The following is a 22,087-nucleotide window of genomic DNA, read 5'->3' as shown; positions in this document are numbered from 1 at the left end:
GGCCGCGTCGAGCGCCGCCGGCCCTGTACGGCCCGAACTTCACGCCTGCGGCGTAGTACGGCCCAAGGGTGACCCCGTCGGCGCCGAAAAAGGCCATTTCCCTTCTGCTGCACGCGTTTGGACTTTCGCACAGGCCCCGTTCGACCAATACCCTCTCGACGGCGTCCATGTAGACGCGTCCTTCACTGTAGTACATGTGGTCTGAGCAGCCGCACAGGGCCCCGGCCATCAGCGTTGCAGCGACAAAGGCCCGAAACCGGCTAATCATTGCCGGCCTCGCTCGCCATGACCACGCGATCTCGCCCGCGGCGCTTGGCCGCATACAGCGCCTTGTCCGCGGCCGCGATCAGGCTGGCCGCGCCATCCAGCCGGCCAGTGCCGAAGGTCGCCACGCCAATGCTGAGCGTGACATGCGGCTTGAGCGCTGCCGGCGCATGCGGCAGTGCCAGCGCGGCGATCCGTGCGCGTATCGCGTTCGCATGGCTCAGCGCCTGTTCGGCGGAGGTATCCGGCAGGATCGCGGCAAACTCTTCGCCACCGTAGCGCGCGGCGACGTCGGCCGGGCGTTTCAGCATCACGGCCACCGCCTGCGCCACGGTGATCAAACAGGCGTCGCCGGCCTGGTGGCCGAAGTGGTCGTTGTAGGCCTTGAACGAATCGATATCCATCAGCAGCAGCGACAGCGCGCCGCCATGGCGCTGCACGCGGCGCAGTTCGCGCTCGAGCGACAGGTCGAAATAGCCCCGGTTGTGAATGCCCGTCAAGCCATCGACATAGGAACGCGCGCGCAGCGACTCGGCGTGTTCGAGCAGGTGGCGTTCGCGGTCCACGAACCCGCTGACGTCGCGGATCTCGATCATGCAGAAGGCTGCCTTGCCTTCCCTGAAACCTGTGACGGCAATCGCCTGGTCGATGCGCGGACCGTCGAAGCTGCCCGCCTCGCGCAGTGGAAACGGCGCGCCGCCCTGCGCCGCCGGCACCTTGCTGGAAGTCCCATCGCCCAGCGCCGCCAGCACCGCCGCCTCGACGCGCGAACCGCGCAAGTCAGGGAAGACGTCGAACAGGGTGTGCTCGCGCACACGCGCCGCGGAACGGCCGGAGCGGCTCACCATCCAGCGGTTCCACAGGACGATCCGGTGCTGCGCGTCCAGCACGATCACGCCGCACTCGAGGAGGTTCAAGGCTGCCGGTGCAAGGGTGGGGGTCGTCTCGGTAATCGATATCATGACCGCATTGTCGAGGATGGCGAAACCGGATGCAAGAAGGCCGGGTGCAGGATCGCCTTCATCTCAGCGGACGCGCCCTGGGCCGCGCAGCGGCGTGTCGTCGAAATCCATGGTGTCGGGATCCGGATCGGACGCCAGCGGCGCACCGAACAGTTTCAGCCAGGTGAAGCCGATGATGCCGGCCACGAGGGACGCCAGCAGGATCGCCATTTTCGACGCATTGATCACCTCGAGCTGCCCGGTGTATGCCAGGTTGGTGATGAAGATCGACATGGTGAAGCCGATGCCGCCGAGCAGGCCCGCACCCAGGATATGGCGCCATGCTAGGTCGAGCGGCAGGCGGCAGATCCCGAGCAGGACGCCCGCATAGCTGAACAGGAAAATGCCGACCGGTTTACCCACGACCAGTCCGAGCAGGATGCCCAGGCTGTTGGCCGACAAGAGTTCCTGGGCCCAGCCGGTGCCGATCAGGATGCCGGTATTGGCCAGGGCGAACACCGGCAGGATCAGGAAGGCGACCGGCTTGTGCAGGGCTTCCTCGAGCCGGTGCGAGGCCGACTCGGCATCGTCTTCGACGGCCGAATAGGGAATCGTGAAGGCCAGCAGCACGCCGGCGATCGTCGCATGCACGCCGGACTTGAGCATCAGGAACCACATCAGGGCGCCGCCCACGAGATACGGCAGCAGCGCCATGACGCGCAGCACCCGGTTCATCAGCATCAGCGCCGCGAAGACGCCGAGGGCGGCCATGAGATAGAGGAAGGACAGCTCCGCCGTGTAGAACACGGCGATGACGATGATCGCGCCAAGGTCGTCCATCACGGCCAGCGCGGTCAGGAAGATTTTCAGCGACGCCGGGATCCTGCTGCCGAGCAGGGCCAGCACGCCAAGGGCGAACGCGATATCGGTGGCCATCGGGATGCCGAGGCCGGCCTGGGTCGCCGTACCTCCATTCATCATGAAGTGGATGAGTGCGGGGACGGCGATGCCGCCGGCCGCGGCCAGGATCGGCAGCATGGCGTTCCGGAGATCGGACAATTCGCCGTTGTACAGCTCGCGCTCGAGCTCGAGGCCGATGAGGAGAAAGAAGATCGCCATCAGGGCGTCATTGACCCAATGCTCGATGGAGAGGCCGCCGACGATGGTGTGCCAGAAGCCGAGGTAGCCTTCTCCCAGCGCAGAGTTGGCAAGGGCAAGGGAAATGAGCGTGCAAACAATGAGCACGATGCCGCCGGCCTTGCCCGACTCGGTGAATTGCTTGAAGGTTTTCGAGAGGCGTTTTTCAATGCGCAATTTTTTTCTCCGTCCGCCCGGCCGTCGACGCGGCGGGGCTGCACTTGTAAAAAAGCCCTTGGGACGGGCAAAGGCTTTCGCCTGCTGAAACTGGTGATGTAGAGAAGACAGAGAGGTGCGCCGATGTGCGGGCAGGGAGCCGATGATGAAGTGTCATGGACGATGGACGTGAAAGTATCCGCGTGGCGGCCCGACCATCGCGCATCCTGTCATACCTGTTCGGTACGATCACCCAACCCGCATTATACCCAGCTTTATTGTCGATTCATTACGGAATCGGCACGCGCCATTTTCCGCGAAGCGTAAAAAAACCCGCTCATGGCGGGTTTCTGTGCAGCGCGCTCAGGATGCCTGGCGGCCGGTGTCCGTGGCAAGCGCCCCGTCAGCCTTCGTGCGGACCGGCGTCAAGCGGTACAGGCGCCACGGGTCCTGCATGTCCTCGGTGGTCGCCACCGGGACGACGATACGCTCGGCGAGTTTTTGTACGAACGAAAGCGCGATGCTCAGCAGGCCCGCATCGGGGACTGAAGTTGACGGTCGTGCTGACTGGCTGCTGGACATGCGCTTGCTCGCTGGTGATCTGATGCCAACAGTATGATGATTTTGAGCAATAAATCTAATTGCTTTCCGGAATGTTCGATATTCAGGAAGGACATGTCTCCCCTCAGCTTGCCACGTTTCGGGCCGAATTATGCAAACTGTCCTATGACAACACGAGGCGGACGGCCGTCTCGGGCAAGAGCGGAATGAATCCCTTGGTCGCGATCATGGATGCGGGGTGTACCGTGAACGCAACGGTAACTGCCCCGAGTACGCAATCCTCACTCGGCATCCAGGCAGTTCAACGATCCATTCGGCGAAAAAAAACCCCGCGGGCGGGGTTCCTAATCGGACTGCGATGCTTCAGTTGGCGGTACGGCTGGCCATCAGGTCGAGCTTGCGGGTCACTGCCGGACGGACCGAATCAACGCCGCGGGACATGCGATACAGCTGCCAGAGGTCGCCGGTCGGCGCATTCGATGCGGAGCCCGCCAAAAGCTTCTTGACGAATTGGGAAGCATTGTCGAAAAGAGTAGCGGTCGGGGTAGTCATGGTGTCCTCACTGGTTGGCTTATGGATCCAGTATGGCCCCATTCAGATAGAAATCAAATTGCAATTCATAATGATGGCTATTCATGGAGCATATGTCTTGAGAATGCGAAGCCGCGCGTACCGTCGTTTTTGGCCTGTCACCCTATGGAGATCCTCCGATTGCGCCGCGCCCTCCTTCCTCGTACAATCGTCTTATGCAACCATATGGTTGCAATAAAATAGACGTTGCCAGGAGACAACATCATGACCGCCGACACGAGCTCAAGCACGAGCACGGACCCTATTGAACGCAGCATCCTGATCAAAGCGCCACGCGCCCGGGTCTGGCGCGCACTCGCCGATACGACCGAGTTCGGCAGCTGGTTCGGCGTGAACCTGCCGGGCCAGGCCTTCGTGCCGGGCGCTCAGATGCGCGGGCACATCACGCACCCGGGCTATGAACACATTGTGTTCGAGGTGCGCATCGACCGGGTCGAGCCGGAGCAGCTGCTCTCCTTCTATTGGCACCCGTATGCGATCGACCCGGCGGTCGACTACACGCAGGAGGCGCCGACCCTGGTGAGCTTCACGCTGCAGGACACGGACGATGGGACCCGCCTCACGGTCGTCGAATCCGGTTTCGACAAGGTGACGCCGGCTCGCCGCCTGGAAGCGTTCCGCATGAACAGCCAGGGCTGGGACACGCAGGTCGGCAACATCGCGCGCCATGTCGACGGCCAATAGCGCACCCGGACCGGCCGCAGGGCTGGCCGACGTCTTCGCGGCCCTGGGCGACCCGACCCGGCTGCAGCTGGTCACCCTGCTGTGCGGCAGCGGCCTGCTGTCGATTGCCCAGCTGACGGCCAGCACGGCGATCAGCCGGCAGGGCGTGACCAAGCACCTGCAAGTGCTGGCCGACGCCGGCCTGGTGCACGACCTGAAGTTCGGGCGCGAGCGGCGCTGGCAGCTCGCGCCGGAGCGCATCGACGCGGCGCGGCATGCTCTGGACGCCATCGGCCGGCAGTGGGAGGCGGCGCTCGGGCGGCTCAAGACCTACGTCGAATCGGGCGATCCGGAGTTATCCGCCTGACGAAGGCAGTACGTTGCCGCGGGCGATCGCGAAGGCCTCGCGCAGGACCGCCCGGTCGCCGATGTGATTGGCCAGCAGCAGGATCAGCTGGGCGTTGAGCATCGCGCTTTGCTCCTCGCCCAGATCCTGGTGCGTGTCCACCAGCAGCGCATAAAACGCGTCCGGGTCGGCGATGTTCGGTTCGACATTCAGGCGGGGATGCATGCGTGCTCCATCTGGTGCGCGGCCGCGTTGCAGCTGGCGCGTGCCACGGCTGCGCGCACCGCCTGCACATCGACGCTGCGCCAGCGTGCGCAGAGGTGCTGGTCGGGACGCAGCAGGTAGAAGCTGCCCGGCGTCGCGTCGTAACGGGCGGCGAACAGGCCGTCGCTGTCCTCGAACATGCCGGCACCGCCCTGCCCCTTTGCCGCCACGACCAGGGTGCGCACGGGGATCGTGTCCGATGCCAGTGCTTCGGCCTGGGCGGCCACTTCAGCGCCCCGCGTGCTGCCGGCGTAGTAAATGCCGGTAAAGCCGTTGCCGGTGTGGCGCAGCAGCCAGACAGGTTCACCCTGCAGTGCCAGCGGCGCATCGGCGGCCGGCGCGCCCGGGACCATGGCGCCGGCAAACGGATCGCTGTCCGCGGTGTTCAGGATCGTCTCGGCGTAGGTCATCGGGGTCGACAGGCGCCCGCTGTTGACCAGCTTGCGCGCAAAGGGCTGGTCCTTCGCCAGCCGCAGCACGGCGTCGCGCAACAGTGTGCTCGCCGCGCTCTTCGGGGTGATGAAGTCGGTGGCGCGGGTCGAATGCAGGATGTTCTCGTCGGCCGCAGCTTCGCGCTCGCTCGCATAGGTATCGAGCAGCGCATCGGGCGCTTTGCCCTCGACCACCAGGCGCAGTTTCCATGCCAGGTTGTCGGCATCCTGCACGCCGCTGTTGGCGCCGCGCGCCCCGAACGGCGAGACGCCATGCGCTGCGTCGCCGGCGAACAGGACGCGGCCGTGGCGGAAGGCGTCCATGCGCATGCAACGGAAGGTGTAGATGCTGACCCATTCCAGCTCAAACCGGGCGTCCTCCCCGAGCAGCGCCTGGATGCGCGGGATCACCCGCTCGGGAGCCTTTTCGAGAACCGGATCGGCGTCCCAGCCGAGCTGGAAGTCAATGCGCCAGATATTCCCGGGCTGGCGGTGCAGCAGCACCGACTGGCCCGGGTGGAAGGGCGGATCAAACCAGAACCAGCGCTCGGCCGGGAAGCCGGCAGTCATCTTCACGTCCGCGATCAGGAAGCGGTCGCGGAAAGTGCGGCCATGGCTCTCGAGCCCCATCAGCGCGCGCACCGTACTCCTGCCGCCGTCGGCCGCGACGACGTACGCCGCCTCCAGCACATACTCGCCATCCGGCGTGGAAACGGTGAGCGCGACATGGTCGGCATGCCGGACCAGCTGCGTGAGCTTGCTGCACCAGCGCAGGTCGAGGTTCGTCAGCGCCTGCGCGCGCTCGTGCAGGTAGCCTTCGACGAAGTACTGCTGCAGGTTCACGAAGGCCGGCCGCTCGTGGCCTGTCTCGGGCAGCAGGTCGAAGTTGTAGACTTCCTCGTCGCGGTGAAACACGCGGCCCACGTGCCAGCGTACGCCCTTGGCCGCCATGCGCTCGCCGCATTCGATGCGGTCGAAGATTTCGAGGGTGCGCTTCGAGAAGCAAATCGCGCGCGAGCCGTTCGAGAGCTTGTTGTCATCGTCAAGCAGCACCACCGGCACGCCATTTTGCGCCAGGTCGATCGCCGTGGCCAGGCCCACCGGGCCGGCGCCGACCACGACCACCGGGTGGCGTGCCACGCCGGCGCCGCGCGGCACATAGTCGAAGACGCAGCGTTGATAATCGGTGTCCATGTTGGAACCGTCTCAATTCTGCAGCGCGTGCCACATCTCCCTGTCGCGCTCCGCGGTCCAGATGCGCGGGTGCTTGATGCCCTTCGCTTCGTCGTAGGCGCGCGTGACGTCGAACGGCAGGCAGTGCTCGTAGATGAAAACGTGGCTGAATTTCGGGTCCATCCTGCTGCGCACATGGGTCATGGCTTCGGCCAGCGTCATCTGCGCCGCCACGGCTTCCTTCGCACTTTGAAACAGCGTGGTGACGAAATCCTTCGTGTAATCGATGCCCTCTTTCACCTGCTGCGGGCTGACCAGCGCCGGGCCACGGCCGGGCACGAGCTTCTGCGCCCCGAGCGCGCGCAGCGCCTCCAGCGTGGCCGGCCATTCCTCGAGCTGGGCGTCGCCGGTGTAGGCCGCCGCGCCATATTCGACCAGGTCGCCCGAGAAGCAGATCTTCTGCGACGGGATCCAGGCGATGGTGTCGCCCTTCGTGTGGCCCATGCCGATATGTGCCAGGCGCACCTCGAGTTTGCCCATGAAGATGGTCATTTCGGTGTCGAACACCATGGTCGGCCAGGACAGGCCCGGCACCGATTCGACACCGGCGAACAGGCGCGGGAAGCGTTCGATCTCGGACTGCATGTCCTGCGCGCCGCGTTCGACGATCAGTTCCCAGGTACCGCGCGAGGCGATGATCTGCTCGGCGCCTTCGGCAAAATAGGCCGAGGCGCCCAGCACGCGCACGGCATGGTAGTGCGACAGCACCACGTACTTGATCGGCAGGTCGGTGACTGCCCGGATGTGTTTGATGAGCGATTGGGCCATCAGAGGCGTGGCGGTGGTGTCGATCACCATCACGCTGTCGTCGCCGATGATGACGCCGGAATTCGGATCGCCTTCGGCCGTGTACGCGTACGCGTTATCGGAGAGCTTGATGAAGCTGGTCTTCTTTTCTTCCAGGTCCGCCTGCGATGCGAAGGTTCTCTCGGTCATGATGCCTGTCTCCACGTTGGTATCCGAAACGCCATGTTGTAGGCAGACGATACGACTTCCCGTGGTATTTGTAAATCTGCCGACGACCGCCTGGCCCCGCCGGCCCATGACCAGGACGGCTAGCCCTCGTCGATCATTCGCAAGGGCGCGCGCTCATCGAGCTTGCGCGAACCAAACACCTCATGCGCCGGCCGTGTCTCGGGAAGCACGTACACGATGCCATTGGTGCCCTTGAATGCATGACGGATGACCTGATCGAAAAACTCTACCGGCACATTGATGCAACCGAAGGAGATCCGGTTGTCGAGCGGGGTCGGGCTTGTCAAACGCTGCGCACGACGCTCTTTTGCCACGCTGGTCACCACGCGGTGCAGCGAGATTGCGGCATTGTAGTCAACCCACAGGATCTCCGCGCCGTGCAGGTTGCGATCGAGCGCCGCGACGAAACGTCCCGCCGGCGTCGTGCGTTCGTCTGGCCGGATTGCCGACAGCTTGCGTTGGCCAATGCGTGGCACCGAGTCGTCGCCGACGGCACTGCCCAGCAGAACCGGGGCCATGCCCTGCAGGAGTCCATCGGCGTGGAAGGCGTAAACCACGGCCTGCTTCTTGTCGACGATCAGGAACGGCAGGCGGCGATTGTTGTTGGAAGCGAGAATCCAGTCCGCCAGTTGTCGCGCTTCGTCCGACGGGATCGACGCGCCGAAACGCGCCCGTTTGAGTGTGCCTGCCGACGTCGCAGCCGGGGCGCTCGCCGCCCCGGGATCGGATGCACGAGCACGGCCGACCGGTTCCGGCGACATCCCCAGTGCATCGGATGCATGCGCCTGCTGGGAAGTGGCGACAGCGGCGGCCATCAGGCTAAGGCGGAGCCGGCTGGCCAGCCGCGCGCCGAGGATGCGTAGCGTATTCACGTGATTCTCGGCTGCCACTAGTACTCAGTTCCTGTCCTGCTTCGGTGGGCGATGCGCGGGAACCTCAACTTCCGGCTCTTCGGGAACCGTCGGACCGGTCGGCACTGGCGCTGGCTCAAGCTCCGGCTGTGACTCGGCGGCTCCTGGTGCCAGCAGCGTCTGCAGCCCGGCAGGTGTTTGCGCCAGCACGATAACGGGCATCGGGTCGGGCGAGGTCGGCGCAGGCACGACCGTCACCGGTATCCTCACGGGAGGGATGGACGGCCATATCGGTTCCGACAGAACCGGTGCTGGTGGCGTGACAGGCGCCGTTGGTGCCGCCGGGGGAATGACTGCGGGCGGCGGGGCCACTGGAGGCAGGACTGCGGGCGGTGGAGCTACCGGGGGCAGGACTGCGGGCGGTGGGGCCGGCGGTGCGCTCACGTGGAGGGTTCCGTCTGTGTAGGCGATCGTATAGTTGGACGGCGTGAACGTGCCACCCCTTGCGTTGCTCGGCTTGATGGCATACGACCCTGCCGCGCTGGCCGCAGCCAACGCACCAGGACTGGTCAGGGTAACGTTGCCGACGCTCTCGCCGTTGGCCAGGCCGGTGGCCATGAAACCGGTCAACACCGGATCCTGGCCATACGGCGAGGTGGCGTCGTGGGCCGCCACGATCAAGGGTGCCGGGACGATCGTCAGCGCTCCGTTCACGTAACTGATGGCGTAGTTGGACGGCGTAAAAGTGCCGCCGGCCGCATCGCTCGGGACGATCGCATACGGCTTGCCTGCAACAGCGGCGGTGGCTGGCGTGCCGACGCTCGTCTGGCTGACGCTGCCCATAGTCTCGCCGTTGACCAGGCCAAGCTGGGTGAAGGCGGACGGGGACAGCATGAGCGTGTGCCCGTATGGCTTGGCGGCGTTGTTCGCACGCACAATCAGCGGTGCCGGCGTAATGTCGGCGGCAGTCGTCGCGGTCGTGTTGGCGCTGTAGTTGGCGGCGTCGGCGCCGCTCAGGTTAATGCCGGTGACGCTGACCGCCTTGCCGTTGCCAACCTTGGGATCGGCGAAGTTGGCCGCAGCGCTGGTGACGGTGAGCAAATCGCCCGTGATGCGGTTGTCGGTGAAGGTCACCGCATCGGCCGTGTGGCCGTCATAGACCTTGTTGGTGCCCAAGGCCCTCACGTTCAGTGGCCGGGGCGTGATGTCGGCAGTCGTGGTGCCGGAACCGGCAGGCGTACCCAAAGGCGCATACAAGGCAAACCTCGCCTTGTCGGCACCGCCCAGGATATAGCCGTCGAAGGTAATCAACTTGCTTGTGCCGACGTTCTTGGTGTCGAAAGTCGCATTGCCCGCCACAAGGTTGACGCAGCTGCAGACGCTCGGGTAGCCGCGCAAGGACACGGTAGCGGCGCGGCTGCCATTGTAGACCTTGTCGTCGCCCTGGGCGAATACCCATGCCCTGGCGTCGACTGTGCCCGATGCCACCCTGTTCGCATAGTTCGCTATTTCCGTGCTGGTGGCGGCGTAAGCGACGGGATTGAAACGAATCGTCGTTGCCGTCGCGTTGACGGCGCCTGGGCCTACAAATTTGACGGTACCTCCGCCCACACCGGGGCCGTTGCCATCGCTGTCGGCAAGCATCATCACGGCGCCGTTGTCGGCGCTGATTTGTCCGTGTGCCTTCACGTCGTGGTTGGCGATCAGGTCGATCGAGCCGCCGCCGTCCGCGGTGACCGTGGTCACGCTGACGTCGCGTTTCGCGTTCATCGCGATTTTGGCGCCGTTCGCGCTTGCCGTGACGGCCGCAGTGTTGATCACATCGCGCCCTGCGGCCATGCTGATGCGCGAACCCGTCGCGCTCGCCGTAATGGCCCCATCGACCAGCACATCATTGCCGGCTGTCAGGACGATGGCGGAGCCGGCCGTGCTGGCAGTGATCGCCGCCTTGACGAGCACGTTGTGGCCTGCGCTCAGCTCGAGCTTGCGTCCAGTGGTCCAGACGAGCGCATCGGCCACGGTGATGTCGTTCGTCGTGTTGATCAGTCGATCCGAGCTGACCAGGCTGGTCGACACCTGTCCCGGCGTCTCGTCGCCGCCGGCACCGGCGATCGTCCAGTTGGCCGGGCGCAGCAGCCAGGTACCGGTGTTGCCAGATGAGGCCAGCGTACTGACGCTGTTGCCGGTGCCCAGCAGCACGTTCTGCCCGGCTGTTTCGATGAAGCCGCCGTTGCCGCCGCTGGCGCCGCCGCGCGCCGTCAGCGTGGTGTTGACCGAGGTGGCACCAGCCGATGAGACAGCAATCCGGCCGCCGTTGCCAGTGCTGATCGCGTCGGCACGCAGCGCGCCGCTGTCGACGACGGTGGCGCGCGCCACTGGTATCGTCGTGTCGCCATCGAAGCCGCCGCCGATGTGCACCAGACCGCCGCCGACGTCGCCCGATGCATTGACCGTTGCGCCTGCCAACTCCACTGTATTGCCCAGCACCTGCACGGTACCGCCGGTCTGCCCTGCGGCCAGGCCGGACGCGTCGAGCGTGCCGCTCACCTGCGCCCCGCCGGTCTGGCTATCGCCCAGCAGGCGGATCGTACCGTGATGGTTGTCGAAGCTGCGCGCTTCGATCACGCCGCTATTGTTGACGCCACCCTGCAGCAGGCCGCCAGCCGCCCGCGCGCTCAGCAGCACCTGTCCGCCGTCTGCCCCGATCAGGCCGCCATTTGACGCGAGTGCGTTGACCGCCCCCTCGCTGATCGCAACATTGAGCAAGCCGTCGCCGGCGACGTCGAGTGTGATGGCATTGCCGGCGGCAAGTGCCACGCTGCCGAGCCGGGCCGCGATGACGCCGTCATTGCTGACATGTGCGCCCAGCAGCGCGACATGGCCGCCCGGTGCGTTGATCGTGCCGAGGTTGGTCACTTCACCATTGCCCGCGCCGGTGAAGCGATAGTTGCCTGCCATGAAGTCGGCGTCGCCAATGTTCAGGCTCGAAGCAACGAGCCCACCGACGTTGATGGAGGCGCCGGCGCCGAAGAGGATGCCGTTCGGATTGACCAGGAACACCTTGCCGTTCGCCGACAGCGTGCCCAGGATGCTCGACGGGTCCGCCCCCAGTACCCGGTTCAGTGCCACGGAATGCGCGTTTGGCTGGTCGAAGCGGACCGATTCGCCGGCCGCCACGTTGAAGCTCTGCCAGTTGATGACTGCATTCTGGCTCGTCTGGGTAATGACCGTGCTGCCCGGCGTGCCGTTAATCGTGGCGACGCCTGCCGTAACGACACCGTCCACGGGCGCCGCCCAGGCGCTGGCGCCCACCATCATCAGCGACAGGGAAAGTACTTTCATGGCCAGCGGCGCATGCTTGATGGCACCCGTGCAGGTCGAGGCTTTCTTGCCCGCGCCCCTGGTGTTTTCGGACACGGCGACGAAGGTGCCGGTGGCATCATTCCAGATCGATCGGTAGAGTTTGTTCATTGAGTGACCTTTTGGTTCCGTAGTGATTTACAAGCTCAGAAGTACTTGACTGCCTGGACCCAGAAACGGCCCGCCGAATCCGGCGCGGACAGCGCTTTCTCGTTACCGAGCTTGTGGGCGTAGTACGCCTTGACCATGACATTGTTGTTCTTCGCCCAGGTCAGCCCGACGCCCGCACCGGACAGGGCCCTGTGGTTGTGCCCGACCGTCCACGCGTTCTCGTTTGTCCTGACACTGCCATGATCGGCAAAGCCGACCAGCTGCACCTGCCCGGCCATGGGCCCGGAGAAGAACTGCAAAGTCATGCGCGCTTCCAGGTTGAGCACATAGCCCTGGTCGGCGTAGGCTTCACCTTCGGGATAGGCGCGTACGCCATACATGCCGCCCAGCTCCATTTTTTCCGACACGTCCAGGTTCTTCGATGCCCATTGGCCGTTAGCGGCGGCATACACCGACAGCGACTCGGTCACGCTTTGCAGCCGGGCGACATTGAGGCCGAGCTTGTTGTAGCGTCCGTTGCTGGCGGCCGACATGGCGTCGAACGCCCTCACCGACGGCGTTTGCAGGTCGATCTCGCCGGTTGACCAGGTCAGCCCGTAACTGTTCAGGCCGCCCCCGCCAAGCTTGTCGCGACGGTCGCCGTACAGGCTCGTGTTCAAGACGCGCGCAGTCTTGTCGGTGACGCTCGAGGTCGAGCCAACCCTGTCCTCGAAGCGCTTGGCGTCGAAGTTAACCTGGGCGTACAGGTTGGTGTTGCGCGAACGGATCAGTGGATAGTTGCCGTAAACACTGGCGATTTTCGCGCTGCCCTTGGCATTGAGTGGCGCGAACTCGCGTTTCAGCTTGTAACGCAGGTCGCTATACGCTACGCCGACCCGCGCCCTGCCAAACTGCACCTGGTAGGCAAAACGGCCGTAGTCCAGACCGGAGCCCGAACTCAGCACGCGCAGCGTGACGACGTCGCCGTGTCCGGTGGGGTCGTTCAGGTTGACCGTCGCGCCGATGCGATTGGCGCCGGTGTAGCGGTTGCCGGCATTGTCTGCATCGATGCTGCCGGAAAGGCGCTGGCCAGGTGTCAGGTCGACGATCAGGTCGGATGCACCCACCGATGCGCCCGGCACCAGGGTCGATTTGACCTGCACGCCCGGCAGGTCCGACAAGAGCAACAAGCGGTTTTCAAGCGGCTCGACGGCCACGATGTCGCCATTGTCGAGCCCGCTGAGAAGGCCGTTCGCCACGTCGTCGGAAACGCCGCTCCCGTTGCGGAGCAGGACCTTGCCGTAGCGGCCCTCAAGCACCGCGATCGTGACCGCGCCGTCCTTGACGTTTTGCTGCGGCAGGTAGGCCTGGGCCAGGAAGTAACCGTTACGATGATAGAAAGCGGCAATCTTCGCGGCCATGGCGCGCAGGTCGGGCAGTGACAGTTCGCTGCCAGCCGCAAATCCGGTCACCGCCAGCAGCTCGGCTTCGGAGTAGGCCCCAGCCCCCGCTACCCCCAGGCGCTTGACGACGATTTTCACGCCAGGCGCATCGGCCACCGTGGCGGGGGCGCCCGCTGGCGTGAGCGTGACTGTTGGCGCCGTTTTTTGCGGCATCGGCGTAGGCGGGATCTGTTGCATCTGGCTGGCGGCGCTCGGCAGCTGCTGCGCAAACGCGCCATGGGTGAATGCCAGTAATGCGCATGGGATCAATGTGAGCTTCTGCATTTTTCGCCCTTCTCGTTGATTCAATGAGACGTCATTTTCTTCATCGCAATAGCGGTGACCGGAAGGCTGGATGCCGTTAATTACCGTACACAGCAGTAGCTACGTTACTGAAGAGATAAGTCTAATGATTCGGAGAAAGTGCAAAAATGCATGACGCTGATGTTGTGAACAGGAGACAAGCTTGCACCGTGCCGTTGCCGTCCATCACGCTGACTTGAGGTCCCTGCGGCGTCGGCGGCCGTCGCTCACACCCGAAGCTTTGCCGGGGGTGTCAGGGCGCCAGCAGGGGCGCGGAGCTTGCTGCTTGCAGTTCGTCGAAAGACAGGCCCGGCGCCATCTCGACGACGCGCAGGCCCTCAAGAGTCACGTCCAGCACCGCGAGATCGGTATAGAGACGGTTCACGCAAGCCACGCCGCTCTAGCGCGGGAAGGAGCAGGAACAGGCACATGAAAACGGCGACCGAGAACGATCGTCGATCGCCTCGACACCGATTGAAAACGGATCAGGACGTGCTTGCCCCAGACTATGCACACCCCCTTGGCGACATGAACGCCAAGGCCCTATAGTTTGATGCCAAGCACATTCAACAAGCGGCCGACATCCCCCTCCTCGCGGATAATTTCGGCAATTACTTCCGGCAAGGACATGCGTCCCCAATTCACGGCACGACGGATCAGAAAGGGCGACGGGCTGTGCGGTTCGACCTCGCTCAAATAATCGGCCAGCGCTTCAAGCGTCGCATACGCCTCGGCTCGGTTGCGCCAACGCCCGGTCTCGACAGCAATGCCCGGGACCACTGCCGAAGCGCTGCCCGCGCTCGCCAAGCCGACGGTGACCTCGGCGCACACCGCGTCGACCGGCAGAGTGCCGTCGCTTGCCGCGTCCGCAGGTTGCCCCGGTCGCAACTGCGACAAAACGCGCAGGATCGCTTCCAGCGTGCCCTCCAGTTTGCCCAGGTTGGGCGACTCGTCCCCGAGCTGGTGATGGAGGAAGGCGATGATCGACTGCAGGGAATCGAGGCAATCGCCGACTGCGGCGCCGGTCGCCAGCAGGGCCGGCCGGATATGCTCCGACGCGGCATGGACATCGGCCCGTGAGAACTGCGCCGCAGCGCCGGGCGGCCTGTCGCCAGCCGGAGCATGCGGCGCCATTTCCTGTGCCGTCATGCGTTCCCATTCGGCCAGGGTCATGGGTACAGGCTTGCCGCCGTCGAAGGTCAACAAGACGGCGTGCAGGCGCACGCTGGTGCTGAGCGATTCGTTCAACCATTCCAGCGCAGCCAGGCGGGCGTCGGCATCATCGCCGTCAATGAGTGGATGCAACTGCGGCCAGTAGCGCTGCAGCAGTGCGTCGAGCAGCCGCAGGCCCTGCATCAAGCCGGCAAAACCGCGCTGGCGCATCCAGGACTCGACCAGCCAGACAGCGATCTGCAAATCCTTGGAGCGCAGCCGCAACATGTCGACACAAAGGCGCTCGATCTCCGGCCAGTCGGCACACGTCAGCGGGCGCTCCCACTGACCCATCGGCAGGCTGGGATCGTCCTCCTCGCGCAGCAGGCGGATAGCGGTGAACACGGGATCATAGCGCGCTGCCGGGCCGCAGGGCGGCTCGGGCGACAGCGGCGCCAGCAAAGCGTCGAGCACCGGCTGGTCAGCCGCACTGTCAGGAAAATCATGCATCGCTGTCATAGTGCGCTCTGTAGTGGTTCTTGCCATGGCGGCACCTGGGCCGGAAACAAGGCCGGCCAGGTCAGCGCGGCATGCTTGCCTGGCGCGCTGACGCGCATGCGCAGGAACACGCGCGCGCGCGCCTGCGGCAGCGGCGACGACGGCCTCGCCTCCGCGCTCACCAGGGGAAACTCGAAGCGCAGCAGCGGTACCCGGCCATCGTCGCCCGGGGTACCGCCGTCGCGGTAAGCGTTGATGAAGCTGAACAAGGCCCACGGATCGTCAAAGCGGTAGCTGACCGTACGATCGGCCACGATCATGCCGGGCTCCCAACGCAAGGCGCGTGCCCGGTCGGCCAGGCGCACGGTGGCTCCCCCGATGGTCAGTCCCCAGTCGATGATCTTGTTGGCGCCCGCCTCGCCGCCCGTATTGGCGCGAAATTCCACCGTCACGTCGAGCGCCCCGACCTGGCCCTCCTCGGCCGGATACAGAGGCGCCAGCAGGTCTCGCACGCGGCGCAACTGCTGGTCGGCCTTGCGCACCGCCGGACGCGCGCCCGGCTGCCCCGGATCGCGCTCGGCCAGCGCACCGGCGGCGCGGGCGCGGTCGTACAGTTTCAACACGGCGCCGACGGCCTCGAGATCGGCCGGCACCGCATCGGCCCCGCCGGAGCGCGCGCTGGCAAACGTGACGAAAGGCGCCCGCTTTCCCAGCTCACGGTTATAGGCTTCGGCGAAATGCTGCCACTGGCGCTGGTCGTCGCCACTGGCCAGTTCGCGGCAGCGCGCCAGCATCCCGACCTGCAGGCTTTGCAGGCGCTCGGCAAACACATCAGCGGCACGCCGTGGCGGCTGGCGCAGCGCCAGCTTGTCGACGCAATTGTTGATGTCGATCTCGGCGCTGCCGATGGCGATGAAGGTTTCGAGGGCCATGCGCGAGCTGGTCGGGCTCTTGAGCCGGTAGCGCCGCAAATCCGCGGCCAGCGCCTGCCAGCTCGCTACCAGCGGATGCCCGCCCGATGCGCCGCTGGCCAGTTCAGCCAGTACGCCCTCGGCCTGCTGGACCATGGTGTCGATGAATTCCTGCTGCTGCTCGAGGTAGGCGTTCAGCCCCGCCACGTCGCCCCCAAAGGCGCCGAGCATGGCACCCTTCTGGCCTTGCCATTGCTGGAAACCGGCGTCGCGCGGCACGTACAACTGCGCCGCATCGAACACTTCATCCAGGCGAGCCAGGCGCGATAGCGCATCGCGCTCCAGCGCGGCGTCGAGGTCGTCGGCGAGTTGGCGCGCGCCGATTTCCCGCAGCCAGGCCCGGATGCGCAGTACGACGGCGCGCTCGGCATCGGCGGCGGCGCTGGGCAACTGCGGCGGCGCCACGCTCAGCGCTTGCGCCAACGCAGCGCTGGCACTGGCGCCCAGCGCCAGGTCGACCACCGCGGCCGCCGGTTGCTGCAAGGACGTGGGCAAAGCGATGTAGGCACCGCCCTGGAAGGCCTTGCGCGCATCAGGCAGGCTGGCTGCCTGCTCGAGCTGGGCCCTGTCCCAGCCGATCGTGGCTCCCGTCCCCAGGACGGGCAGGCGCAGCGTCGCCGCAGCCCTCATGTAGGGCTGCGCCATCAGGGCAGCGACCGCACTGTGCAATGCCTTGCGCTCGGGCGTGAAGACCCAGGACGTGCCGTCCCAGGCCAGGCCGGCGCCGCCGTCGGCCTGGTCGGGTGCCGCCACCACGCGCTCCCATGCGACCTTGAAGCGGCCGAAGCCTTGCGCCGCCAGATTCCTGCTGTCCCGCACCGCCACCGGGCCGAGCAGCCGGTTGGCGCCGATCTGTTTGAGCAGGTTGTCCTGCGCACTGCCAAGGTCGAGCACGCGCTCGTGCATCCATCCGCCCTGGCCGGTAACGAGGCCGCTTTGCTGGTTGTCGAGCGCCGTGCGCAGGGTTTGCCACAGGCGCAAGCGCGCGCCGAGGTCGGCGCCCTGGTGGGTACTGTCGCGCAAGCGCGCCAGGCTCCCGGTGACCGCCTGCTCGCTGAGCAGCAGGCTGTTGTCTTCGAACAGCCGCCGATACATGGCCGTCTCGCCCAGCCGCAGGGCGCAGCGCGCGGCGGCCTCGAGCGGCCCAAGGGGCAGCACCGGAATCCCCTGCGCCGCGGCGCGGTACAACGCGGCCGTGCGCGTCGGCATGCCGCCCACCTCCCTCTTCAACAACACGCGGACCGCCAGTGCCAGGTCGGCGCCGGACGCGGGCGCCTGCTTGTGCAGCTGGGCGGACGGCCCCAGGCGCTGCATGGCGCCGATGGCCTGGTCGAGCTCGTCCAGGCTCGCCAGGTAGCCCAGCAGCCAGTTATACTCGGGCACATCCTTCAGGCCCAGGCCGGCCGATGACGCCCCCCCCTGCTCGCTCCAATGCGCCGGCAACTTGCACTCGCCGTTGTCCAGCAGGTCGCCGGTCGCAGGGTCGCGCACGGCCCCGGTCAGCCGGCCCACCCGGGCCACGGCCGCATGGCGCAGCGCGCTCACCACATCAACGGCGAAACCCTGTTCGAGTCGCCGCTGCAACTGCTCCTGCAGGTCGTCGAACAGCGGCCAGGAACCGGGCATGAAGACCGAACTGAAACGCGCGCCCCGCATCTGCTCGACGCTGTCGAGGGCAGCGATGGCGCGGCGCTGCGCCGGCGTTGCATCGACGCCGGGCGCCGCGACCTGGGTTGTCGTGCCGGACCCCGCCAGGTAGGCCAGCACCACGCCTTGCCTTTGGTGCAGCTGGAAGGTGGCAACGCCCAGGCCCAGCCCCCACGACATGGGCACGAGCAGCGCAGCCCACCAGGCCAGGCGGGTTGTGGCAGGCCGCCGCATGTGCTGGCTCGATGAGCGCACCAGGCCTACCTCGGCGAAGATCTTGCGTTCGAAGATATCGCGCAGGAAGACCGGCATGGCCGCGCGCGGACCTGCCTCGCGTTCCCCCGCGGCCGTGGCCAGAGCGGGCAGCTGCACGAGCGGCGTCGCGTCCAGGCCGGCAGCGCCTGCCTGCAAGAGCGCGGCAGCGCCGGCGTCGCCGGTCAGGTAGATGCCGCGCAGCAGGAAGGACTCGTGGTAGGCGCTCGGGCGCATCAATTCTTCGCAGAAGATCTTGAGGCCCGCACGCAGCCGTTCCACTTCGCTGGGCAACAAGAAGTAGGCGCTGCTGCCGGCGTCGGCCGTTTCGAGTGCGCACAGTTCGGCGCATGTGTCGGCCACCGCGCCGACGATCTGGTCCATGGCGCTGTCGACCCACTGGATGCGAAACGGGGCCACCAGCTCGTAGGGCGAGGCCCAGCCCAGCATCGAACGGCGCAACGATTCGGGCAAGGCAGCGCCAAAGCTGGCGAACCCCGGCACGGCTTCGCACTCGGTTACCAACAGGTGGATCGGGAAGCGCAAGGCGAGCCGGTTTTGTGCCAGCCACAGGCGCCGGTGGATGGCCTTGGCGCGCGCCACCAGCGCCATCTGGCCTTGCGGATCGGTTTGCAGCAAGGCCGCGCATGGAATGGCCACCACGATGCAATCGAATGGGAGCTGGGGCCGGTAGTTGCGGCACAGGCCCAGGAAGTCATCCCAGACGCCGTTGCTGGCCGCACTGTCGGGTTCGGGCGCACCCAGGTAGTCGGAGCGCAGCTGGACCACCACGCCCTTGTCGAAAAAATTCCAGGCGATACCCTGCGCCGAAGCGTTCAGGCTGCTGTCGGCGCTCAGCGCACTGTGCAGGCCCGACTGCAGCAGGGGCAACTCCTCGCTCGCGCTCTCGTTCAGCAGCAGCGTCCACGACAGGTTGTAGCGCTCGCCGCGGCTGGCCAGGTTTGCCTCGATCAGCTTGACCGCGCTGCGAAACGACAGGTGCAGCGACTCGGCCCCAAGCAGGCGCAGTGTCTTGCCCGCCTTGGCGCTGCCGGCGCCGCCGCGCAGCGCCGCGCTCACCACCACGGCCAGCAGCGCCAGCACCACCAGCGTGGCGAGCAGCAGCGCGATCAGCAGCAGGTTCTCGTGCAGGTAGTTCATGGCATCCCCTGCTGCTGCGTGGTGTAGAGCCTGGCCGGCTCTTTCAGCGCCTGGCGCACCGGCCATGACTGCCACAACCACAAGGATTGGGACAGCACCAGCAGGCCTGCCAGCGACAGCGCCAGCATGGCAACCCGGCGGCTCGGTTTCGACAGGCGCTGGCCGGTGGCGGACGACAAGGTGCTGGCATAGGTCTGCTCGGTGAGGACGGCATCGCGCGCGCCCAGGCCGGGCGCACGCTGGTAGGCAAACTGGAACAGTTGGCCCCGGTAGGCGGCGATCGGGGCCAGGTCGGCGCTGCCGCGATAGCGTCCCTGAAAACCGAGCGCGAGCAGGTGCAGGTAGAGGCGCGCCACCGCGCGCCGCGCCGGATCGCGCTCGCGCAGCAACTGGTCGATGTCGTCGAACACCTGCTGGCCTGCGTGGGCCGATTGCAGCAGCGCAGACTCGACCAGCTGGTGACGCCAATGCGTGCGGCCGGCCCAGTTAGTGTTGAGCATCATCTCGTCGGCCAGCGCCGCCTTCACGAAGCGCGCCTGCAACTGGGTGTCGAGGCTACCCTTGCCGCCGCGGCGCCCCGCCTCGAGGCTCTGCAACTCGATCAGTTGACACAGCTCACGGCTGAGCGCGGCAGCGCCCGTGCGGCCCTCGGCCTCGGCCAGGTTGGCGGCATGAGCGCGCGCCTGGGTCAGCACCGCCACAAAGGCGCGGAACTGGCTTGATGCGAGGTCGTTGCCGTCGGCGTCGCCGGCGCGCTGGGCCTTGTCATGGATGGTCATGCGCTTATCCCTTGATGAACAAAACGATTTCCTTCGGACGCAGGGCGGCCTGGGATGCGCTGCCGTTGCCGATCAGGAGATCCTGGCCGGCGACGATGAACTGATCGTCCACCGTGATCGCAAACAGGGTGCAGCCGGCGCCGCCGCGCAGCCCCAACTCCGGCGCGTCGTCGACCATGGCGCGCGCGGCGCCGCGCACACGCCAGTCGAGCAGCGAGGCCGACACCGTGCGCGAGCCGATGGTCGCCCCGGCCATCCATTGCGCCGACTCGCGTTCGCCCTGCCCGCGCAGGCCCACCACCAGTTGCGCACCGAGCCACTCGGGGCGCATGGGAAGCGCAAAGGACTCGCCATCGAAAGTGAAGGCGCAGCTGCGCCATTGTTGGCTGACTTCACTGGCCAGCGCGTGCAGCTGCGTCAGCACAGTATCGAAGGCCGCGTAGCTGTCCCCATGCACGTAGGGCGGCGGCGGCGGCGCCACGCCGGGGCCGAGCGCGGCCAGTGAACCGAGCTGGGCGCACAGGGCCAGGTACAGCGCCAGCGGCTGCACCGCCGGCGCGTCCAGCGTCGCTTCGAGCAGCGGCAGGTTGAGCATCAGGTTCGACAAGCGGAAGCGCAGCTCGAGCACGGCCAGACGGTCTTCCAGGCGCGACGAGTTCGATTTGCTCTGCTGGGCCAGGAACACGGCCTTGGTGCGCATCAGCGCCGCCAGCGCCCTGGCGCGCTGGCTGATCGGCGAGGCGGCGCTTACCTCCAGCTGGGCCGGCCACCAGGCGCCGCGGCGAACGACCTCGTTCTCCTTGCGCAAGGTCATCAGTTGCAGGTAAACGTAGGCCGCGCCCGGCAGCTGCCCGGCCAGCAGCGAAAGGTTCGCGCTCATGCGCGGCACTTCTTCGGCCTGCGCCTCGGACACCTCGTCTTCGACCGCGCAGCCGGCAATGCGGCGAAACATGGGCGGCTGGCCCGGAAGCCGCAGCGAGCGCGTGGTGCCGACGACGAGGTAGACCGGCAGGTCTTGCTGCGCCATCGCGTCGGCGTAGGGAGCCAGGTCGAGCTCGAGCGTGAGGCCCTGGGCGTGGTCGGCGTCATAGCGCACCGCCATGCCGTTCGGCAGCACCGCCTCGAGCGCGCCGATGCGCAGCACGCCGCGGGCAAAACGCGCTTCGTCGACGACCAGGCGGCGCAGGCCCCACGCAGCAGGCTGCCCGGCCAATGCCTGCCAGCCAATCAAGGCGTCGACCCGCGCGCTCTCCTGTTGAAAATGTTGTGGCGTGAGCAGCATGCCCTCGTGCCACTGGATACGGTCGAATAACTGTGCTTCAGCCATGGCAGCTGGCTCCTTGGTTAGCGGGCGGCGCCCGTCTTGGAATCGGTGACGACAAAGCCTTGGGCGTTCAATTGCAGCAGGCAGGCGCCGGTATCGAGCGGCAAACGCAGGCGGTGCTCGCCCGGCGCGGCGTAGTTGGCGAAGGCCAGCGCCGCCCAGACGCGCTCCGCGCCGAAGCGCTTGCGCTCAACCTGGATCAACTGGCCAGGCGTGATCTCGACCGCCAACACCATCAGCGCCTCGGGATAGGTACGCTGCAAATCGGCCTTGGCGGCGAAATAGCGTGACGCCGACATGGCCGCCAGGGTCTCGAGCAGGGCCTTGTCCTTGACCAGCACCACGTCCACCGCCAGTGCGCTGTTGGCGTTGGCGTCAGTGGCGGCGGCAAAGGCCAGGCTTTGCCAGTCAGCCCGGACCGGTTTAGGCCCGCCGCCCAGCAGCGAGCAGCCTGCCAGCAAGGCGAGCAGCGGCAGCAAGGCGCGCGCAGTCAGGCCGCTCATGGCGCTACCATCGCTGATTGGGCCGCCGGCGCCGCCACCGGCACCGGTGAGGCGACCGGCCCGGCCATGCGTTGGCCAAGCAAGAAGCCCAGCGCAAACAGCAGCACCAGCAAGGCCACGCAGGCGAAGACGCCGAGCGCCGTCAGGCGCGGGGTAAGACTGAAGCGGTATTCCATGCTGTACACCTGCCAA

18 protein-coding genes and 1 pseudogene are annotated in these 22,087 nt (G+C 66.2%); 2 read left to right on the top strand and 17 right to left on the bottom strand.

What is annotated here, in order from left to right; translation table 11 throughout:
- Nucleotides 1-260: 260 nt before the first annotated feature.
- The 4 genes from ACHAC9_RS00935 to ACHAC9_RS00920 form a co-directional block, all read right to left on the bottom strand.
- Entirely contained in the window at nucleotides 261-1,226 is a 966-nt protein-coding gene (locus ACHAC9_RS00935; RefSeq protein ID WP_435756211.1) for a diguanylate cyclase, read from the bottom strand.
- 63 nt (nucleotides 1,227-1,289) lie between these two features.
- Nucleotides 1,290-2,519 carry a Na+/H+ antiporter NhaA gene (gene nhaA, locus ACHAC9_RS00930; RefSeq protein ID WP_435756209.1) on the bottom strand — a complete coding sequence of 410 codons (1,230 nt, stop codon included), beginning with the start codon at nucleotides 2,517-2,519 and terminating at the stop codon, nucleotides 1,290-1,292.
- A 342-nt stretch (nucleotides 2,520-2,861) separates the two neighbouring features.
- Nucleotides 2,862-3,080, bottom strand: coding sequence for a hypothetical protein (locus tag ACHAC9_RS00925; RefSeq protein ID WP_435756207.1), 219 nt, complete (start codon nucleotides 3,078-3,080; stop codon nucleotides 2,862-2,864).
- 342 nt (nucleotides 3,081-3,422) lie between these two features.
- On the bottom strand, nucleotides 3,423-3,611 hold the full coding sequence (locus ACHAC9_RS00920) for a hypothetical protein (RefSeq protein WP_435756205.1): 189 nt from the start codon (nucleotides 3,609-3,611) through the stop codon (nucleotides 3,423-3,425).
- A 243-nt stretch (nucleotides 3,612-3,854) separates the two neighbouring features.
- Between ACHAC9_RS00920 and ACHAC9_RS00915 the strand changes: the two genes are divergently transcribed.
- Both ACHAC9_RS00915 and ACHAC9_RS00910 read left to right on the top strand, forming a co-directional pair.
- Nucleotides 3,855-4,334, top strand: a complete 480-nt coding sequence (locus tag ACHAC9_RS00915) for an SRPBCC family protein (protein ID WP_435756203.1) — start codon at nucleotides 3,855-3,857, stop codon at nucleotides 4,332-4,334.
- Nucleotides 4,318-4,680: an ArsR/SmtB family transcription factor gene (locus tag ACHAC9_RS00910; protein ID WP_435756201.1), complete on the top strand. Its 363-nt coding sequence runs from the start codon at nucleotides 4,318-4,320 to the stop codon at nucleotides 4,678-4,680. Before ACHAC9_RS00915 ends, ACHAC9_RS00910 begins: the two co-directional genes overlap by 17 nt.
- Here the strand turns inward: ACHAC9_RS00910 and ACHAC9_RS00905 are convergent.
- The 13 genes and pseudogenes from ACHAC9_RS00905 to ACHAC9_RS00845 all read right to left on the bottom strand — a co-directional run bounded on the left by ACHAC9_RS00905 (nucleotide 4,669) and on the right by ACHAC9_RS00845 (nucleotide 22,071).
- Nucleotides 4,669-4,884 (bottom strand): DUF2783 domain-containing protein, encoded by a 216-nt coding sequence (locus tag ACHAC9_RS00905; RefSeq protein ID WP_435756199.1) that lies wholly within the window; start codon nucleotides 4,882-4,884, stop codon nucleotides 4,669-4,671. The two genes, ACHAC9_RS00910 and ACHAC9_RS00905, sit on opposite strands and share 12 nt — an antisense overlap.
- A complete protein-coding gene (locus tag ACHAC9_RS00900; RefSeq protein WP_435756197.1) occupies nucleotides 4,869-6,548 on the bottom strand; it encodes an FAD-dependent oxidoreductase in 1,680 nt (559 codons plus the stop codon). Before ACHAC9_RS00900 ends, ACHAC9_RS00905 begins: the two co-directional genes overlap by 16 nt.
- 12 nt (nucleotides 6,549-6,560) lie before the next feature.
- Nucleotides 6,561-7,523: an MBL fold metallo-hydrolase gene (locus tag ACHAC9_RS00895; protein ID WP_435756195.1), complete on the bottom strand. Its 963-nt coding sequence runs from the start codon at nucleotides 7,521-7,523 to the stop codon at nucleotides 6,561-6,563.
- 119 nt (nucleotides 7,524-7,642) lie between these two features.
- Nucleotides 7,643-8,434: a hypothetical protein gene (locus ACHAC9_RS00890; RefSeq protein ID WP_435756193.1), complete on the bottom strand. Its 792-nt coding sequence runs from the start codon at nucleotides 8,432-8,434 to the stop codon at nucleotides 7,643-7,645.
- 24 nt (nucleotides 8,435-8,458) lie between these two features.
- Nucleotides 8,459-11,884: a filamentous hemagglutinin N-terminal domain-containing protein gene (locus tag ACHAC9_RS00885; protein ID WP_435756191.1), complete on the bottom strand. Its 3,426-nt coding sequence runs from the start codon at nucleotides 11,882-11,884 to the stop codon at nucleotides 8,459-8,461.
- 35 nt (nucleotides 11,885-11,919) lie between these two features.
- A complete protein-coding gene (locus tag ACHAC9_RS00880; protein WP_435756188.1) occupies nucleotides 11,920-13,590 on the bottom strand; it encodes a ShlB/FhaC/HecB family hemolysin secretion/activation protein in 1,671 nt (556 codons plus the stop codon).
- A 271-nt stretch (nucleotides 13,591-13,861) separates the two neighbouring features.
- Nucleotides 13,862-14,008 (bottom strand): annotated as a pseudogene (locus ACHAC9_RS00875) (3-oxoadipate CoA-transferase); the annotation flags it as partial.
- Between the two features lie 143 nt (nucleotides 14,009-14,151).
- Nucleotides 14,152-15,279, bottom strand: a complete 1,128-nt coding sequence (gene tssA, locus ACHAC9_RS00870; RefSeq protein ID WP_435756186.1) for a type VI secretion system protein TssA — start codon at nucleotides 15,277-15,279, stop codon at nucleotides 14,152-14,154.
- Nucleotides 15,276-19,289, bottom strand: a complete 4,014-nt coding sequence (locus ACHAC9_RS00865; RefSeq protein ID WP_435756184.1) for a type VI secretion protein IcmF/TssM N-terminal domain-containing protein — start codon at nucleotides 19,287-19,289, stop codon at nucleotides 15,276-15,278. Before ACHAC9_RS00865 ends, tssA begins: the two co-directional genes overlap by 4 nt.
- Nucleotides 19,286-20,068 (bottom strand): DotU family type IV/VI secretion system protein, encoded by a 783-nt coding sequence (locus tag ACHAC9_RS00860; protein WP_435756182.1) that lies wholly within the window; start codon nucleotides 20,066-20,068, stop codon nucleotides 19,286-19,288. Before ACHAC9_RS00860 ends, ACHAC9_RS00865 begins: the two co-directional genes overlap by 4 nt.
- Nucleotides 20,069-20,072: 4 nt before the next feature.
- A complete protein-coding gene (gene tssK / locus ACHAC9_RS00855; protein WP_435756181.1) occupies nucleotides 20,073-21,395 on the bottom strand; it encodes a type VI secretion system baseplate subunit TssK in 1,323 nt (440 codons plus the stop codon).
- A 17-nt stretch (nucleotides 21,396-21,412) separates the two neighbouring features.
- Nucleotides 21,413-21,895 carry a hypothetical protein gene (locus ACHAC9_RS00850; protein ID WP_435756179.1) on the bottom strand — a complete coding sequence of 161 codons (483 nt, stop codon included), beginning with the start codon at nucleotides 21,893-21,895 and terminating at the stop codon, nucleotides 21,413-21,415.
- The gene (locus ACHAC9_RS00845; protein WP_435756177.1) at nucleotides 21,892-22,071 is read right to left on the bottom strand and encodes a hypothetical protein; all 180 of its coding nucleotides are present in this window, start codon (nucleotides 22,069-22,071) and stop codon (nucleotides 21,892-21,894) included. The genes ACHAC9_RS00850 and ACHAC9_RS00845 overlap by 4 nt, the downstream gene beginning before the upstream one ends.
- Between the last annotated feature and the right edge of the window lie 16 nt (nucleotides 22,072-22,087).

Source organism: Massilia sp. CMS3.1 (genome assembly GCF_051262535.1).
Lineage (GTDB): Bacteria > Pseudomonadota > Gammaproteobacteria > Burkholderiales > Burkholderiaceae_D > Telluria.
Note: the sequence above shows the minus strand (reverse complement) of the source record. Positions and strands in the feature narration are given on the sequence as shown.